The 18,038-nt window shown below is 72.6% G+C and carries 11 protein-coding genes and 1 pseudogene; 10 read left to right on the top strand and 2 right to left on the bottom strand.

The window, feature by feature from the left end:
• Positions 1–57 precede the first annotated feature (57 nt).
• Positions 58–474 carry an SdpI family protein gene (locus ACYVLJ_RS09710; protein WP_451970704.1) on the top strand — a complete coding sequence of 139 codons (417 nt, stop codon included), beginning with the start codon at positions 58–60 and terminating at the stop codon, positions 472–474.
• On the opposite strand, the gene ACYVLJ_RS09705 is transcribed toward ACYVLJ_RS09710, so the two are convergent.
• Positions 471–1,052: a YqgE/AlgH family protein gene (locus ACYVLJ_RS09705; RefSeq protein ID WP_451970707.1), complete on the bottom strand. Its 582-nt coding sequence runs from the start codon at positions 1,050–1,052 to the stop codon at positions 471–473. The genes ACYVLJ_RS09710 and ACYVLJ_RS09705 overlap by 4 nt on opposite strands.
• A 202-nt stretch (positions 1,053–1,254) precedes the next feature.
• Between ACYVLJ_RS09705 and ACYVLJ_RS09700 the strand changes: the two genes are divergently transcribed.
• From ACYVLJ_RS09700 to ACYVLJ_RS09685, 4 genes and pseudogenes are all read left to right on the top strand, one after another.
• Positions 1,255–2,544 (top strand): MFS transporter, encoded by a 1,290-nt coding sequence (locus tag ACYVLJ_RS09700; RefSeq protein WP_451970710.1) that lies wholly within the window; start codon positions 1,255–1,257, stop codon positions 2,542–2,544.
• 142 nt (positions 2,545–2,686) lie between these two features.
• A complete protein-coding gene (locus tag ACYVLJ_RS09695) occupies positions 2,687–3,226 on the top strand; it encodes a YbaB/EbfC family nucleoid-associated protein (protein WP_460438377.1) in 540 nt (179 codons plus the stop codon).
• Complete coding sequence (locus ACYVLJ_RS09690; protein WP_451970716.1) at positions 3,226–3,549, top strand: WXG100 family type VII secretion target; 324 nt, start codon at positions 3,226–3,228, stop codon at positions 3,547–3,549. Before ACYVLJ_RS09695 ends, ACYVLJ_RS09690 begins: the two co-directional genes overlap by 1 nt.
• 9 nt (positions 3,550–3,558) lie before the next feature.
• A pseudogene (locus ACYVLJ_RS09685) lies at positions 3,559–3,990 on the top strand (WXG100 family type VII secretion target); the annotation flags it as partial.
• Positions 3,991–5,418: 1,428 nt separating this feature from the next.
• Here the strand turns inward: ACYVLJ_RS09685 and ACYVLJ_RS09680 are convergent.
• A complete protein-coding gene (locus tag ACYVLJ_RS09680) occupies positions 5,419–6,357 on the bottom strand; it encodes a hypothetical protein (protein WP_460438643.1) in 939 nt (312 codons plus the stop codon).
• Positions 6,358–6,819: 462 nt separating this feature from the next.
• On the opposite strand from ACYVLJ_RS09680, the gene ACYVLJ_RS09675 reads away from it, so the two are divergent.
• Genes ACYVLJ_RS09675 through ACYVLJ_RS09655 form a run of 5 tightly spaced genes read left to right on the top strand, consistent with a single transcriptional unit; the run spans position 6,820 to position 18,018 of the window.
• On the top strand, positions 6,820–11,058 hold the full coding sequence (locus ACYVLJ_RS09675) for a toxin glutamine deamidase domain-containing protein (RefSeq protein WP_460438628.1): 4,239 nt from the start codon (positions 6,820–6,822) through the stop codon (positions 11,056–11,058).
• The gene (locus ACYVLJ_RS09670; RefSeq protein ID WP_460438376.1) at positions 11,059–11,493 is read left to right on the top strand and encodes a hypothetical protein; all 435 of its coding nucleotides are present in this window, start codon (positions 11,059–11,061) and stop codon (positions 11,491–11,493) included.
• Positions 11,490–12,905 carry a TNT domain-containing protein gene (locus ACYVLJ_RS09665; protein ID WP_460438375.1) on the top strand — a complete coding sequence of 472 codons (1,416 nt, stop codon included), beginning with the start codon at positions 11,490–11,492 and terminating at the stop codon, positions 12,903–12,905. The genes ACYVLJ_RS09670 and ACYVLJ_RS09665 overlap by 4 nt, the downstream gene beginning before the upstream one ends.
• Positions 12,906–15,149 (top strand): ADP-ribosylglycohydrolase family protein, encoded by a 2,244-nt coding sequence (locus ACYVLJ_RS09660; protein WP_451970725.1) that lies wholly within the window; start codon positions 12,906–12,908, stop codon positions 15,147–15,149. It begins immediately after the preceding gene.
• A gap of 16 nt (positions 15,150–15,165) precedes the next feature.
• Positions 15,166–18,018 (top strand): ADP-ribosylglycohydrolase family protein, encoded by a 2,853-nt coding sequence (locus ACYVLJ_RS09655; protein ID WP_460438374.1) that lies wholly within the window; start codon positions 15,166–15,168, stop codon positions 18,016–18,018.
• The last annotated feature ends 20 nt before the right edge of the window (positions 18,019–18,038 follow it).

Genomic DNA, 18,038 nt, shown 5'->3' with positions numbered 1-18,038 from the left:
GCACAGTCGGTCAGGGTATCCGGCAGGTTGCCGGGACGTCACGCTTATCCTTGGTCCGTGTTCGCTATCGCGCTGGTTCCGGTCGTGCTGGGTCTGCTCGTCGGCTTTGGTGGGTTCCTCGGGTTCCGCGAGCGCTTGACGCGCGAGGGCGGCACCGGGGTGCGCACGCAGGCGGCGTTGCGCAGCGAAGAGGCGTTCAAGCTGGCCAACCGCGTCGCGGCCCTGCCGACCATGGCCGGGGGCGCGATCTCCGTGCTGGCCGGGCTGGCCGGGCTGGCCATGCCGACGACCGGGGGCCTGATCGCCGCCGCGTTCGCGGGCGTGCTCGCGATGCTCGTGCTGGTCATGGGCGGGGGCGTGCTCGGCAACCGGGCCGCGCTGACCGTGCCCGCGCCGGCCGCGGCGCCCGCCGGGTGCAGCGGGTGCGCGTGCGGTGCCGGCGGCTGCGGCGTCTTCCAGAAGGAAGAGGCCTAGTTCCGCTGCAGGTCGCCCGGGTGGGTGGCCAGCAGCGCCAGCGGGATGCCCTGGCGGCGCAGCACCTGGCTCCACAGGTCGCCCTTCGGCGAGGCCAGGATGTCGCTCGGCAGCGCGGGCACGATGACCCAGTCGTCCCGCTCGATCTCGCCCGCCAGCTGCCCCGAGTCCCAGCCCGCGTAGCCGGCGAAGACGCGCACGCCGCGGACCTTCGGCACGAGGACCTCGGGATCGGTGTCCAGGTCGACCAGCGCGACGGGCCCGCGGACGGCGATCACGCCCGGCACGCTCGCCGCCGTCTCGCCGGTGCGCAGCGCGGCCAGGCACAGCGCGGTCTTCTTCTCGACCGGCCCGCCCACGAACACCGACTGCGGCTCGGCGACGTGCCCGCCCCAGTTCGGCAGCACGTCGTGCACGGCGACCTCGCTCGGCCGGTTCAGGACCACGCCGAGCGTGCCCTCGCCGCGGTGGTCGATGACGAACACCACGGTCCGCCGGAAGTTGGGGTCGACCATCGTGGGGGCGGCGACCAGGAGCGTTCCCGGTTCAACCTCGGCGTCCGCTGGCACGCGACCCATGATCCCACTCCCGACCCGGCGAATTACTTCGGCTCGGGAACAATCGCCCCACCCGCCTCGTTTGAAACACTGGTCGGCGCACTCCGTGTCCCCCGGGCTCACTGAAGAACCGCCTTTGTGGAATACCGTCCGGCTGGAGCCACACTGCGCATAGCCGCCGAGAGGCGACCTTAGTGCGCCGGCCACCCATTACTCTGTCTTCGTGACGATCAGCGCCGGTGTGGCGACGCGAAAAGGCCCCCGGGAGCTGCTCAAGGACCCGGACTTCCGACGTCTGCTCTTCACCCGCTTCGCCGCCAGCTGGGGTGACGGCGTCTTCCGCGCCGGACTCGCCGGTGCCGTGCTGTTCAACCCCGAGCGCGCCGCCGACCCGCTGGCCATCGCCGGCGGGTTCGCCGCGCTCCTGCTGCCGTACTCGGTCGTCGGCCCGTTCGCCGGTGCCCTGCTCGACCGCTGGGACCGGCGGAAAGTCCTCATCTTCGCGAACCTCCTGCGCGGCCTGGCGATCGTCCTGGCGTCCGCCGCCGTCGGGCTCGGGTTCGGCGGGCTCGGCCTGTTTTCGCTGGCCCTGGCGGCGGAAGGCATCTCCCGCTTCATCGGCTCCGGGCTTTCGGCGTCCCTGCCGCACGTCGTGCGCGCGGAAAGCGTGGTGACGGCGAACGCGTTCGCCACGACGCTCGGCTCGGTGGTCGCCGTGATCGGCGGCGGCTGCGCGATCGGCCTGCGCGCGCTCTTCGGCAGCAACGACCTCGGCTCGGCCGAGACCACGGCGTTCGCGGTGCTCGGCACCCTCGTCTCGGCGTTCATCGCCCGCGGCTTCGCGCGGGGAGTGCTCGGGCCGACGGTGGTCGACGAGCCGCCGAACCCCGTGCTGGCCGTCGCGCGAGGGCTGGCTGACGGCGCGAAGCACGCGTGGCGCGCGCCGAGCGTCACGGCCGGGTTCCTCGCGCTGTTCGCGCACCGGGCGTCCTTCGCGGTGTCGCTGCTGGTCACCGTGCTGCTGATGCGGAACTACTTCACCGACCACGGCATCTTCCGCGCCGGGCTGCCCGGGCTCGGCCAGATGGCGGCGCTCGCCGGGGCCGGCCTGCTGCTGGCCGGGCTGCTGACCGCCCGGCTGATCCGGAAGTTCGGCCGGCTGCGCGCGGTCCTCGGGTCGCTGCTGCTCGCGGCGATCGCGCAGGCCGCGCTGGGCCTGCCGATGGTGCTGCCGCTGGCGCTGGTCGCGTCGTTCGTCATCACCGGCGCCGGCCAGGTGCTCAAGCTCTGCGTCGACTCGTCGATCCAGCTCGACGTCGCCGACGAAGCCCGCGGCAGGGTCTTCGCCCTGTACGACACGCTCTTCAACATCACGCAGGTCGCGGCGGTCTCACTCGGTGCGCTGGTCGTGCCGGACGACGGCCGCGCGCCGGGCCTGCTGATCGCGGCAACCGTCTGCTACCTGGTCGGCGGCGCCGGGTACGTCCTGGCGCGGCGCCGCACGACTCGTTGAACGAAAACCACGAACTGGTCACGGGCGCTGCTCCATTGGCATTAGGGTGACGGCAAGTCATTAGTAGGTTCGAGGGACACCGGGGGCACCTGTGACCACCGCGGGCGACGACCGTGCACGGCTCGAAGCACGCAATGCCGCGATGAAGGACCAGATGGACACCCTTCTGGAGAACTTCGAGCGGCAGACCGCCCAGCTGCGTGACGCCCAGGCCGCGGCCGCCGAAACCACGGCTCAGGTCCAGTCCCCCGACGGGCTGGTCCGCGCCACCATCGACGCCGGCGGCACCCTCGCGAAGCTCGAGTTCGCGCCGAACGCGTTCGAGCGCACGACGCCCGCGCAGCTCGCGAACACCGTCCAGACGCTGGTGCGTCAGGGATCGCTGCAGGTCAAGCAGAAGATCGCGGACCTGATGGCGCCGATCACCGAAGGCCTGCCCGACCTCGCGGACCTCGTCGAGGGCGCGCCGTCGCTGGCCGGGCTGGTGCCGCAGATCCCGGAGTTCGCCGAGGAGGAGGAGCCGGCGCCGCGGCCCCCGTCCTTCGAAGAGGGCGGCCCGATCCTGCGCAACGAGTCCGTCCCGCCGCCGATGCCCGCACCCAAGCCGGCGCCGAAGCGCGTCCGCCCGCCGCGTGACGAGGACGAAGAGCCCCCGTCGTCCTGGATGACGAGGGGCGACTGATGCCCGGAGGGGGCTCGGGCTTCACCGCGGAACCCGACGCGGTCCTGCGCGCGTCGAACGGCCTGACCACGGCGGCGGACGGGCTGGAGAGCGCGCTGAAGACGTTGCAGGGCGCCCTCGACGCGCAGGGCGCGTGCTGGGGTGACGACGACTCCGGCAAGGAGTTCGCCAAGGACTACGTGCCCGGCTCGCAGGGCGCCGTCGAAGGCTTCACCAACCTCGTGCAGGGGTTGCGGGGCATGCAGCAGAACGTCGCCCAGTCGATGAAGGCGCTGTCGGGCGCCGACCAGGACGTGAGCTCGCAGCTCGGCAAGGGGCAGTGACCCGTGGGTATGGAGATGCCCGACGCGGTCAAGTGGCTGCTGCCGATCGTCGTCGGGGAAAGCTGGCCGGAAGGCGACGAGACCAAGCTGCGCCTGCTGAGGGACGCCTGGCACACGGCGTCTTCGGCGATCGCCCCGGCGTCCGAGGCGGGTAACCAGGCGGCGTCCGGCATCCGCGACAACTGGACCGGCGACGGCGCGGACGCGTTCGTCGAGCAGTGGAAGAAGTTCGTCGACGGCGACGAGGCGTACTTCAAGCAGCTGGCCGACGCGACGAAGGCGCTCGGGGATTCGTGCGACCAGACGGCATTGGACGTCGAGTACACGAAGTACATGATCATCATCTCGCTGATCGTGCTGGCGGCCCAGATCGCGGCGATGATCGCCGCGGCAGCGGTGACGTTCGGCGGCTCGACGGCAGGCATCGCCCCCGCCCAGGTCGCGACGCGCATGACCGTGCAGATGCTGTTCCGGCAGCTGCTCGAGAAGCTCGCGCAGCAGGGGTTCAAGCAGGTCGCGAAGGAGCTGCTGGAGAAGCTGCTCAAGCAGGGCCTCAAGAAGATCGGCATGGAGGTCCTCAAGAACGAGGCCATCAACCTGGGGATGGACGCCGGAATCCAGGGCCTCCAGATGGCGAAGGGCGATCGCCAGAGCTGGGACTGGTCGAAGACGTCGGACGCGGCGGTTTCGGGCGCGGTCGGCGGGGTCGTCGGTGCGGCTTCGGGATCGATCGGCCGGGGTGCGACGGAGGGGCTTTCGCATTCGGCCGGTGGTCAGGTCGCGGACGCGGCTCTCCGGGCCGGGGCTCGCGGGGCTGTGGAGGGGGTTGCTCAGACAGTCGGGCAGGCGGCTGTCACCGGGGATTTGGGGTCTTTGACGCCGGAGCAGCTGCTGACCGGGGCGTCTAGCGGGGCTGTTGGTGGGGCTGTCGGGGGCGCCAAGGAGCAGATGCACTCGATTCACGAGGCGAACATTCCTCGGGAGCCTGGCGGGGCTGGGGGTTCGGGGGAGGCTCGCGGTGGGGAGCCGGGCTCGTCGTCGGAGCCTGAGACTTCGTCGGAGCCGCGCTCGGCGTCGGAGCCCGAGTCCTCGCCGGAGCCGCGCTCGGCGTCGGAGCCCGAATCTTCGCCGGAGCCGCCCTCGTCGTCGGAGCCCGAGTCCTCGCCGGAGCCGCGCTCGTCGTCAGAGCCCGAATCTTCGTCGGAGCCTCAGTCGCGAAGTGAGCCCGAGTCGCGGGCTGAGCCGGAGTCGCGCGGCGAGGAGCCCCAGCGGCATGAGGCGTCGTCCCAGTCAGCTTCGGACAGCGGGTCGGGTCAGGGCCCGGAACGTCAGCCCGTCGAGCCTCGGCAAGCCGCGGAGGAGTCGGACGCCCCACGGCCGAGTTCCGACCACGTCCAGCAGGCCGAAAGCCCGGCGGCGCCCCACCAGCCCGAGGTCAGAGCCGCGGCCGACAACCCGGCCCCCCAGCAACAGGCCGAGCCGAGGACTGCGGACAGCCAGGCACCTCAGCAGCAGTCCCAGGCCCCGGCACCGAGCCAACCGGCAGCACCGTCGATGGGCGGCGGCGCGCCTGCCTCGGGAGGCGGACTGCCAAGCTCATCGGGCGGGCCAGCAGCGTCGAGCGGAAACGGCTTGCCGAGTTCTTCGGGCGCACCGTCGCACAACTCGCCGAGCGGCTCGTCAAGCGGCGGCTACGGCATGGCCCCACCAGGATTCGGCCAGGAACCAGGACGCCTGACGGGCGGCCGCCCCCAGGACAACGTCGGAGCGGCGGGCTTCACTGGCGGCACGAACCAGCCCCTCGCGGCCGACGCGGGTGCGGCACCGTTCCAAGGCGGCCAGCCCACGCCCCCACCAGCCGGCGGATTCTCACCCCCAGCAGCCGGAATGCCGAACGGCGGCGGCCCGGCCCCGCGAGCGGGCGGCCCGTCGCCCCAGCAGCCAATGCCTCCCCGCGGCGGCCAGCCACCGCAGGACCCGCGTCGGATGCCGCCGAGCGGGCGGCCGCCCCAGGGTGGGCAGCCGCCACAGCACCGTGGTTACCCGCATCAGGGTGGGCAGCGCGGTCAGGCAGCCGGGCAACCGCCGCACGCTCAGCAGCCGCAGGGCGGTTTGCCTGCGCATGGCGGGCAGCCGCAGCACGGCGGGCCTTCGCCGCGCGGCGAGGCTGCGCCCGGTGGTTACCCACAGCAGCCACCGCATGCCGGACAACCGCATGGCCAAGGGCAGCAGCCGTGGGGTGGCCAGCCGCAGGGCGGGCCAATGCCGCACGGCGGGCAACCACAGGGCGGGCCAATGCCGCACGGCGGGCAACCACAGGGCGGGCCAATGCCGCACGGCGGGCAACCACAGGGCGGGCCAATGCCGCACGGCGGGCAACCGCAGGGCGGCTACCCGCATCAGGGCGGGCAGCCGCAGGGCGGACATCTGCAGCAGGGTGGGCAGATCCCGCAAGGCGGGCAGCCGCCGCTGGGTGGCTATCCCCAGCACGGTGGGCAGCCGCCGCACGGCGGTCAGCCTCAGGTGGGTGGGCACATCCCGCATGAGGGACAGCGACCGCCGGGAAGTCAGCCTCTGCCGGGTGGGCAGCCGCCGCAAGGCGGGCAGGTCCCGCAGAGTGGGCCGCACCAGCAGGGCGGTCAGCACCCGCAAGGTGGGCAGCCGCCGCAAGGTGGGCAGCCGCCGCAAGGCGGGCAGGTCCCGCAGAGTGGGCCGCACCAGCAGGGCGGTCAGCACCCGCAAGGTGGGCAGCCGCCGCAGGGTGGGCAGCCGCCGCAAAGTGGGCAGCACCCGCAGAGTGGGCCTCATCCGCACGGGGGGCAGCCCCCGCACGGTGGGTTGCATCCGCAGGATCCTCGGTGGGTGCCGCCGCAGCGTCCGGCTGGTGGGCCGGGGCAGGCGCCGATGTCCGGGGGGCAGCGGCCGGCGAGTTATCCGAGTCAGCCGCGTGGACCTCAGGGGCCTGGTGGGCGGCCGCCGATGCCTCCGCCGCCTGGGCGTCCGCCGATGCCGCCGCACGATCCGCGGCTGGGGTCGCCGCAGGTTCCGCCGCCGCGGTTTGGGCCGCCGCAGGAACATCTGCCTCGGGGTCCGCAGAATCCCTTCGACCAGCCGCGGCCGGGCGAGCACGCGCCGGCGCAGCGGCGACCCGGTGAAGAGCCCGGCGCGCCCGAACGGGCGACGACCGCCGGTGAGCGGACGCACGAAGAGGTTCCTGCGGACCAGCAGGGTGCGGCCGCGCCTGGGCGGGAAGTGCCTTCGGATGAGCAGGTGCACGGGAGCGAGCGCCCGGCCGAGGAAGCGCCTGTACGGGAGCGGCCTGCCGCGCAGGAGCCGCCGGCGGATCGACCTGCTGAGCAGCACGCGCCTGCCGAACATGTCCCGGCGGAGCACCAGGCCGAGCTGGCAAGGCAGCCCGCCGAGCAGACGCCAGGTCACCAGCGCCAGACCGAGCAGACGCCGGATCATGACCAGCACGCCGAGCACCCGGAAGAGCGGGCGCCGGACCACGAGCACCAAGGCGAGCACCACGAGGAGTACGGGCAGGCCGACGTCGGACCTGATGAGCCCTACCTCACCGATCCTCGGTTCCACACCGAGGACCCCGCTGGGGTTCGGCGGGTCGAGGACACCTTCATGGACTCCGGGCGCCAGAGTCCGGAGTCCGGTGAGTGGCGCCACGAGCAGGTTCGCCGGGAGGCCCTCGCCAAGCGGGACGAGTTCCACCCCGGCATGTCCGACGATGGCGCCTTCGCCGTTCACGCCTACACCCGGTACGAGATGGTCGGGCCGCTCAACCGCGCTCTTCGGCTCGGGGGGCCTGAACTCCTTGATCTCGCGCCGCAGGCCGGGGCGCTCGTCTCCGGGCTGAACGAGCTGCCGCCGCACGTCGGGACCGTCTCCCGGCGGGTCGACTTCCAGGGGGATCCTGCGCGCCTTCAGGCCTTCCTCGCCAGGTTCGAGCCGGGCACGCACGTCACCGAGCCGTCCTTCCTCAGCTCTTCGAAGGTCGACGCCGAGCATCCGCGGAGCAACTTCCCCGGCGAAGTCGAGATGCGGATCCAGTCCCAGACCGGCCGGGACGTCGAGTCCATGGCCAGCATCGGGAACGAGCGCGAGGTCCTCTTCAAGGCCGGGTCGCAGTTCGAGATCACCGGGGTCGAGAAGGGGCCTGGACACCCCGACCACCCGAACCACAAGCGGGGCGAGCCGCAATGGATCCTGCACGCCGAGGAAGTTGTGGCCGGGGATCCGCGGCACCTCGGGGACGCCGATGCGCGGCACGCGATCGACGAGCGCCGGGCTCAGGAGCGGGCCGACGAGGACCGGTTCCAGCGTGAGGCCGATGCCGAGCTCGAGCAGTTCTACGCCGAACACCCCGAGCTCAAACCCAAGAACGACCTCTTCAAGCTGCTCGGCGGGGACGAGGACGCGCCGCCACCGCCCGAGCGGCGGGCGCCGGCGACTCGTGCGCCCGAGGGTGGCTGGGCGCAGCTCGCCGAGCCGTTGACGCCGGGTGGGACGCCCGTGCTGCACGCCGGGTCCGTCGAGACGCCGCAGCAGCACGCCCGCCTGGTCCGCGACGCCGTTCCCGAGCTCGGCGCCGTCAACACCCGCAACCACTACGGCCCCGGCGAGCACGGCTTCCGGACCAACGCCGCCGAGGCGATGACCGCCTTCGACCGGCGGATGAACGGTGAGGACGTCGTCGCCGGGCCTGCTCGGGGCGAGAGTCTCAAGGGAGCGTGGACCAGCCGGGGGAGCTTCGACGACGTCGCGCGCGACCTCGGGGAACGTCCCGTCGGCTCGCGGGCCGCCGTGGCCTTCGAGCACGCCGGGGGCGAGTCGCTCGTCGCCGTCGTGCACACCGAGCACGGGGTGTTGTTCGCCGATCCCGTCACCGGGCGGCTCGCCGAGCTGCCGCACGACGCCACCGGGATCCGCGAGCTGCCGCTCGGCCACCACGAGCCGCCGGCGATCGCCGATCGGCTCAACCCCGCGCCCGAACGGCTGCCGCACGACGAGGGTTACCTCTTCGACGACGGCCACCGCGGGACGCCGGCCGACCACGAGAGCATCCGCCGCGCGGTCGGCGACGAGCGCATCTACCAGGACATCCACGACCGCGCGCTCGCCCGCCGCGACGCCGCCGGCCTGCCTCTGACCGACGAAGCCGCCGTCGCGGTGCACGGCTACACGCGCGGCGAGTACGCCTACGACGTCAACGAGGCCCTGCGCCGCGGCCCCGGGCACCCCGGCTTCGACCTCGCGCAGGCGAACGCCCGCGCCATCACCGACGGCCTCAACCAGGTCCCGCGCACGTCCGGTGAGTCCGTCCGGGCGTTCGACGTCGGCGGTGACCCGCGGCTGGCCGAGCTCGTCGCCGGGCCCTACAACCCGGGTGACGTGGTCGTCGAGCCGTCCTTCTCGAGCGCGTCCATCAAGACCGGCGAGTTCTCGACCAGCAAGTTCGGCGACGACGTCGAGCTGCACGTCCGTTCGGACAACCTCCGTGACATCTCGAAGCTCGCCGAGAACCCGTCCGAGCGCGAATCGCTGTCGCCGCCCGGGACGCAGCTCCTGGTGCACGAGCGACGTCTCGAGATCACGCCCGAGGGCCGCCGGAAGTGGGTCATCGAGGCCGAGGAGATCGGTCCTGGCCACCCGCGTCACCTCGACCCCGAGGCCGCGCGGCAGAAGATGGCCGAACGGCGCGCCGAGAACGACCACAACGCGGCCGAGTTCGAACGGCGCCGGCAGGCCTCCCTGATGGAACGCCTCGGCGGCTTCGGCGAGCCGGAGCACGTGGCACCGCCACCCGAGCACCCGGCGGTCCACGACGTCGCCGACGGTCCGGCCGAGCCCCTGCCCGTCCCCGAGCCGGGGCCGGACTACTCACGGCTGGCGCGGTCGACGAACCCGCCGTCCGAACCGGCCATCCACGCCGACGGGACGACGCCGAGCGAGCGCGCGGCCTACGTCCAGGACCGCCACCCGCACCTGCGCGAGGTCAACCCGGGTTTCCACCAGCCGGGCGCCCTCGAAAACGGGTACATGTCCAACTGCACCCGCGCGCCCGAGGCGTACATGGACCGCCTTCGCGGCGGGGACATGACGGCCGAGCCCGTCCTCTTCCACGAGATGGGCACGCGCGGCACGCTCGAGCACCTCGAGGGCCGGTTCGGCGAGACGTTCTCCGAGCGCGGCAGCTACGACGACGTCATCCGCGAGATGCGGGACCGGCCGCTCGACCACCACGCCGTGGTCGCGGTGAAGTACGAAGGCCCGAACGGCGTCGAGTACGGGCACGTCGCGATGGTCGTGCACACCCGCGACGGCGTCGCGTTCATCGACCCGCAGTCCGGCGACCTCATGCACCTGCCGCAGCCGCCGAAGGGCATCAAGCTGATGCACGTCGGCACGCCGGACGAGGTCCACGTCCCGGCCGGGCACGCCGAGACGACGGAACACGGCGGGTACGGCAGCGCCCCGCAGTCGCGGCTCGACGAGCTCCTCGCCGAGCCGCGCGTCGCCGAAGCCCTCGACGGCGCCACGAAGGACTTCGTCGTCAAGGACCACGAGGGGAACTCGCAGAACCTCGGGCCGATCGGCGAGTTCGTCCGGACGCGCTTGGCGGAGCACCCGGAGTTCGTCGACCTGCTCCGCGACCCGGCCAACGAGTTCCTGACGCGCTCGCTGCTGCGCAAGCCGGAGACGATGGCCAACCTGCTGCTGCACGACGAGGCCCTCCCGATCCTCGCCGACGCCGTGCACGAGGTGCACCACCCGGACCCGGACGCCGCCCCGGTGGGCCCGGACGCCGAGCCGACGCCGCTCACGCCCGAGCAGGCGGAGACGTCGAGCGAGGTGGTCGACCAGGCCGAGGGACACCCCCAGCAGCATCGGCAGCAGGCGCCGTTCGACCTGGGCAAGCTCGGGGACGAGACGTACACGCGGGAGTACCTCGCCGAGCGCTACGAGGAAGCCGCTCGGGTCGACCGGAAGCTGAAGGAGATCCTGCCGCCGCTGGCGGAGGAGACCGGCGGCCACGCCGGGTTCCGGCCCGGGCCGAAGTCCGAGGGCCGGGCGATGGACAAGATCAACACCAACTACGACGGCGACGCGTCGAGGCTGGTCGACCTCGCGGGCGCGATGATCCAGTTCGAACGGGTGCAGGACGCCTACGCCGCCTTGGCGCGGATCGCGAACCACCCCGGCCTGGAGATCGTCGACTTCGACGACCGGTTCGCGCACCCCGCGCCGGCGGGCTACCGCGACCTGCAGATGAGCGTGCGCATCGACGGGCACGTCGCCGAACTGCGCCTGCACCTGAAGGCGCTGGACGACGTCTCGGCGTACGAACATTCGCTGTACGAGGTGCGGCGCGACCTCAAGGCGCTCCGGAAGGCCGAAGACCGGCCGTACACCGCGGAGGAACAGGCCCTGATCGACGGGCTGATCAAGCGCGAACGAGAGCTGTTCTGGGACGCGCTGCAGGGGAGTCTCTAGATGGTCCAGACGCCGTCCTACTTCGAGTACTTCAACCACGCGTTCGTGGTCGACAGCACGCCCGACGGCGGGCTCACCGGCCGGATCCTCAACTGGCGGACCGGCCGGTTCGACGAAGACAACGAGCACGTCACGGACGTGCTGTTCGACCACGGCCCGGACATCCGGAGCCTCGACCGCGAGCGGTTCGTGCGCCGGACCGAGGAGGAGCGCAAGAACTACCTCCGCGGCGACGGGCCGATCTTCGCGCTCTACCAGACGATCGACGCGATCTGGGCCGCCGCGGCCGAGGAGAACCGCAAGATCACCAAGGAGGAGCGCGCGCTGATCGACTCGCTGTACCGGCGCACGTTCAAGATGTGGGAGGACGAGTTCGCCCGCCGCGACGCCGGTGAGCCGCCGACCTTCGGCTATTCCTCGACGTTGGCGCGATGATTCACGTGGAACAACGACTTTCGCCCGAAGAGCAGCGCACCGTGCTGGTGCAGCTGGGGAAGCTCGTCCGCGAGCACCGGGCCGACGCCGCCGGGCCCGCGGCCGTCGACTTCCGGCAAGTGGGCGCGCACACCGAGATCGAGGGCCACAACGCTACGACGACGGCCGACATCGCGGACCTCTTCGCCGAGCTGCGCACGGGGATGTACGCCGAGGAGCGCGGCACCTGGCTGCAGGCGCGGTTCACGCTCGACCCGGACGGCTCCTTCGACTTCGACTTCGCGCTCGACGACGATCCGGTGTGGACGGCGGCGCCGCCGTCGGCCGCCTACCCGGACGAGCTGGCCGCGTTCCCGCGCGCCGACGAACACATCCCCGACTGGTGGCGGCTCCGCGCCCAGCTGCCGCTCGGCGTGGTGTTCCGGCACGCCGAGCCCGGCGGTCCGGACGTCGAGCGGCCGCCGCTGACCGACACCGAAGCGCCGCTCGTGCTGCAGTACCTCGAGCGCGAGGCCGTCGTCCACGAAGAAGACGACGAGCGCTTCCACACCGACGGCACCTGGATCTGGTCTTCGTCGGTGGCCGACCTGCTGGCCGAAAAGGGCGTCCCGCCGGAGCCGGACCTCGTCGCGCACATCCGCCGCAACCACTTCCAGCCGCCGTACGTCGAGCCGCTGGTGCGGCGGACCGCCGAAGCGGACCTGCTGGGCAAGCCGCGGCCGAAGCCGGGCCGCTCCGACGTGAAGAAGACCGGCGGTGACCTCGTCGCCGAGCTGGAGACCACGCCGGACCCGGAGCTCGGCGACGAGGAACTGCTGATCGTCCTGGTCCAGCGGCTCGGCGAGCACGGCGTCTGGCCGGAGGCGTACCGCGTCGGCGAGCGGGCCGACGGCACCTGGTGCCTCAACTTCACCACCGAGGGCTGGGAGGTCGCCGCGTACGCCGGCGGGGAGCCTCGCGAACCGAAGTACTTCGACCGGCTCGAAGACGCCGCCCAGCAGCTCCTCGGGGCGCTGCTGCTGCACCCCGCCCGGATGACCGCCGGGCACGAAACCCCGCTCGAGACCGCCCGTGAGCTCGACGACTGGCCGGTGCACCCGGCCGCGGGTGAGCCTCCCCTCACCCTGCTCCGCAACAAGCGCATCACCCGGCTCGTGGCGGGTACGGTCGTCCTGCGCTTCGGCGAGGAACCCGGCAACCTCGTCCACCACGGGGAGGTACGGTTCGCCACGACGTCGCTGCCGCTGGAACGCGAGCGGGAACGGCGGAGCTACCGGCTGAGACGCCCGCTGCACGTGATCACCGGCATCACGGTTCCGTGGGCGAACCTGCCGGGTGGCGCGGTGGCCTTCGTGCTGCCGAAGACGATCGCCGAGCACGAGTCCGACGGAAGCCTGGAGAGGATCGAGTAGGTGGAAGCGGCGGAAGCGATTGCCAAGGTCGGTCAGTGGCTGCGCGCGGTGCACGGTCCGGACGTCTCCGGTCCCGCCGGGCTCCGGGTGGACACCGAGAAGGTGCTGCGCATCCCCGAGGGCTGGTCGGTGCCCTACAACACCATCGCGTTCCTCGACGAGGGCCGGCCGGAGAAGGAGATCTTCCCGCCGCCGTCGGTCGTCGTCCGCGAACCGGACGGCGAGCTGCGGCAGGCGCACCCGCACCCCGGCGGGCTGTCGGTGCCGGTGGCGTTCCCCGGCCAGGAGAACTGGCGCGAGGTCGTCGACCCCGAGTACGTGAAGGCCGGGCTCGGTGAGCTGGGCGTGCCGCTGCAGGCCGTCGCGGGCTGGGTGAAGGTCGACGCCGAGGGCAACCAGACCGGCGAAGAGCGCGAGAACCCCGAGTACAAGGCCGGGCCGATCCGCCGCGGCTACCCGAAGCCGGAAAACACCGTCGAGACGCTGCTGTCGTTCGCCAGCGTCGGCTGGCTGACCCGCGAACTGCTGCTCATCGGCCTGATCCGGTGCGAGGTCTTCGTGCCGCTCGACCTGGAGACCGGCAAGACCGACCGGTTCTACTTCGCCGAGGAGCGCAACGAGCTGAAGGTGTTCAGCTCGACGCGGCACCTGCCCTCGCGCGAGCACGGCTGGTGGAAGGTCGACGTCGCCACGCTCGCCGAGTTCGAGCACCCGCCGAACCTGGTGATCAACGGCGGCCCGACGACGATCGAGGACGTCTCCAGCGGCGAACTCGCCGAGATCGTCCAGCGCTTCCCGCGCCACGAGCCGCGGATCGACGTGCACGGCCGCTGCCCCGAGGCCGAGGAGGACCTGATCCGGGTCGCCGCGGACACGGCGGCGCGGATGGGCCTGCCGGATCCGGTCAAGCCGCCGCTCGCCGCCGCCGAGAAGGCCCGGCGGCGCGGCTTCGAGTTGACCGCCGAAGAGTGCGCGAAGACCGTGCTCGGCGAGTCGTGGCTGAAGCGCCTGAAGATGCCGGAGCCGCCGCGCAGCAAGCCCAACGACCTGCGCGCGAACGGCCTGGCCCCGACCTACGACAACGCCGGGCGCGCGGTGCCGAGACTCGACACCTTCGGCAAGTACTTCGAGCGCGACCTCGACGGCTTCCGCTACGGCTGGCAGCGCGTCACGGGCGCGTACGTCGGCTTCGCGCTCGGCGAGGCCCTCGGCGCGGCCGTCGACAAGATGCCGTTGCACGACATCCACGCGAAGTTCGGCATCGAAGGCGTCACCGACCTGATCCAGGCGTTCGACCAGCCGGGCCGGATCGGCTCGCTGACGCAGCGGCTGCTGTTCTACACCGAGGCCGTGATCCGCAGCCCGCACCGCGAGCAGCCGGAGTCCCGGGAGGCCGAGCAGCTCTTCCCCAGCGTCGTCCGCGGGGCGCTGCAGCGCTGGCTGCGGACGCAGGGCGCGCCGATGGAGAGTGCGGACGGCTGGCTCGTGCAGGTCGCGGACCTGCACGCCCGCCGCGACGCCGACGACGCCGAGCTCAACGCCTACCACCAGCTCGCCACCGAGACCGGGGGCGCGCCGCCGATGACCGGCCCGGCCGCGCTGATCCCGGCGTTGCCCGCCGCGCTGACCATGGCCGGACCCGGCAGTGGCTTCAGCGGCGGCGCGCGCCAGGCCGTGCGGGACCTCGCCGGCGTCACGCACCCGACCGAGCCCGACCTCTCCGCCGCGACCTACCTGACCTGGCTGTTCGAGCACGCGCTGACCAAGGAGGCGTTCAGCTTCCCGATCTGGAACCTCAGCCGCGAGGTGCTCAACCCGGACAACCAGTACCAGCAGGGTCCGGAGTGGACGGCGATCAAGGACATGGTCGCCGAGTCCGTGCCGTTCTTCGGCGAGCACGGGCTGCCCGACCTGCGGATGCCCGAGCTGATCGGGGACGGCCAGTCGACGCTTTCGGTCCTCGGACGCGCCTTCGCCGCGTTATCGGGCTTCGAGAACTACCCGGAACAGGCGCTGCTTCGGGCCATCAACCACTCCGGCCGCAGCGCGCTCACCGGCGCGATCGCCGGTGCCCTGCTCGGCGCGCGCACGGGGATCCCCGGGCTGCCGCAGAAGTGGGTCGACCAGCTGGAGCTGCGTTACGTGGTGGAGAACGTCGCCTCGGACGCCTACTGGCACTTCGACCGGCACTCCGCGCTGAGCGCGCTCGGCGACCAGTGGATCGAGCGGTACCCGCGGCATTAGCCCGAGGATGGGGAGCATGACAGAAAGCGACGAGGGCTTCGTCGAATGGCGGCCCGACGTCGACCCGGAGTTCGACGAGAAGGCGGGCCGCGACCTCGGCATCCCGGTTCGCGCCATCCGCGGCTGGACGCAGTACACGCTGTTCGGCGAGCCGACGGGCCCGCACCGCGGCAACGAGCAGTACACGCCCGGCCCGGTGTGGCGCGGCTTCCCGGTGCCCACGACCGACGCCGAAAAGCTGCTGGGTTACCTGGGCGCGAACTGGATCAGCCGGGCCGAGTTCGTCCGGGCCCTGCTGGACACCGAGGTGCTGGTCCCGACGCCGGACGGCGAGCCGCTGGTGCGCCCGGTGCCCGGCACGAACGGCCACGAGGTGATCGCCTACAGCTCGTCGGCGAAGGTGCCCGGGCGCTACCCGCACCGGTGGCGGGTCGCGGTTCGCGAGCTGCTGGCGGACCGGCCCTCGACCGGGCTGACCCTCGACCCCGGCACCGGACTGGCCCGCAGCCTCACGGCGGCCGAGCTGGCCGGCGTCGAGCCCGGTGAGCCGCGCGCCAAGGTGGACCACCCCGCGCCCGAAGCCGGGCCGGAGGTCGCCGAGGCGCTGCCGGCGCTGGTCGCGGAGTTCGGCGTCGAACCGCCGGACCTGCTCGAACGGCACCTCAGGTACGCGGTCAACCACGCCCGCGACTACCACTTCGAGCTGTCGCCCGAGGACTGCCTCCGGTACCTGCGCGGGTTCGCCTGGCAGTACCGCAACGGTGTCCGCCGCCGGGCCGGCCAGGACCCGGAATGGCCTGCCGACCTGGCCGCGAACGGTCTCGTCGCGCACGTCGGCGAGGACGCGCGGCCACGGCCGGTGCCGTGGACGTTCGGCAAGTTCTCCGCCTTCGGCACGCCTGCCGGGCTCTTCGCGTGGCACCGGATCGTCGGCGCGTACGTCGGCTTCGCCATCGGTGACGCGCTCGGCGGCGGCGCCGACCCGGCGGGCCCGCTGCCGATGGGCGGCCTGACGCGGCACCTGCTCTTCCACACCGACGCCGTGCTGCGCGGCCTGCCGCCGGTGCCGTCCGGCGAGGTGCCGGCCACCCTGCCCGAGCCGGACCCGGTCGGCTGGCTGGCCGTCGCGACCCGGCACGCGGGTCCCGCGCCCGCCGAGTTCTCCGCGTTGCTGGCCACGGCCTTGGCCGCGACGCCGGCCGGAGCGGTCGCCCTGGCGGACGTCGACGGCGAGCAGTACGCGAAGGACGTCGCCCGCGAGCTGACCGGCAGCGCGGCCGGCGCGGAGGTCACCGAGGGCGTCGAGCTGCTGATCGCGCTCTTCCAGGCCCTGCTCACGCGCGACGCGTTCGCGCTGCCCGTCCACCTGCGGCTGCGGGAGATCGGCGGCGACCTGGCGGAGTCGACGCTGGCGCTGCGCGAAGACCGCGACGCCGACGACGTGACGCAGCTGGAGAGCCTCGGCGACGGCCGGAGCGTGCGGTCGGTGCTCGGCCGCGCGCTGTTCGCCGCGGCCAAGCGCGGCTACGACCCGGAAGCGGCGATCAGGCTCGCGGCGCGGTCCGGCCCGGTCGCGGGCGCGCTCGCCGGGGCCCTCGTCGGTGCCCGGGCCGGCGTGTCCGGCCTGCCGTCGGCCGCGCGGCTGGCCGACCTCGGTCTGCTCGACGACGTCGGCAGCGACGTCTTCTGGTACTTCAACCGCAACGGCCTCCAGACGGAGACCGCGGAGCACGCGCGCTGGGAGCGCCGGTACCCGAGCGGCCGGTTCACCCCGGCGCCGGCGGGACCGGGCCTGCGTTCGCGGCTGCGGGGCAGCCTGCTGGCCGGGGCGATCGGCGACGCGCTGGGCGCGAAGACGGAGTTCGACTCCATCGACCGGATCCGCGAGATCGCCGGGCCGGCCGGGATCACCGACTTCATCCCCGCGTACGGCGGCATCGGCCGGATCACCGACGACACGCAGATGACGCTCTTCACGCTCGAAGCGCTGATCCGGGCGCACGCCCAACGGCGGCGGACGGGCGCCGCGGACGTCGTCCACTCACTGCAGATGGCCTACCAGCGCTGGCTGCACACGCAGGGCGTCGCGTGGGACCGGGCGCGCGGGCCGCAGTCGACGGTCGAGGCGCCGGACGGCTGGCTGATCACCCACCAGGACCTGTTCAGCCGGCGCGCGCCGGGCCTGACCTGCTTCGGCGAGCTCGAGGCGTACGGCCGGGCGGGTGTCCGGGGCAGCATCGAACGCCCGGTGAACAACTCGAAGGGCTGCGGCGGCGTGATGCGCGCGGCGCCGGTCGCGCTGTGGTCGGACGACCTCGCCGAGGTGTTCCGGCTCGGTGCCGAGAGCGCGGCGCTGACCCACGGTCACCCGAGCGGGTATTTGTCGTCGGGCTGCTTCGCGGTGCTCGTCCACGGGCTGCTGCACGGCAAGCCGCTGCTCGACGCCCTCGCGGCGGCACGCGACGAGCTCGTGAAGCACCCGGGGCACGAGGAGCAGAGCGCGGCGCTCGACGCGGCCCTGGCGCTGGCGGAACAAGGACCGCCGACGCCGGAGAAGCTCGAAACGCTCGGGCAGGGCAACGTCGGCGAGACCGCGCTGTCGATGTCCGTGTACGTCGCGCTGACCACCACGGACGCCGACTCGGCGTTGCTCGCGGCGGTCAACCACAGCGGGGACAGCGACTCGACCGGCTCGGTCTGCGGCAACCTCGTCGGCGCGATGTACGGCGAAGAAGCCCTGCGGAAGAGCTGGCTGGAGCAGCTGGAGCTCCGCGACGTCATCGTCGGCCTGGCGGACGACGCGATCGCCGAGTTCGGCCCGGATGCGCCGGGCGACGACCGGTGGTTCGCTCGGTACCCGGTCGACTAAGTTTTCTGGGGTCACTGGGG

It is taken from the genome of Amycolatopsis stemonae (assembly GCF_054781455.1).
Note: the sequence above shows the minus strand (reverse complement) of the source record. Positions and strands in the feature narration are given on the sequence as shown.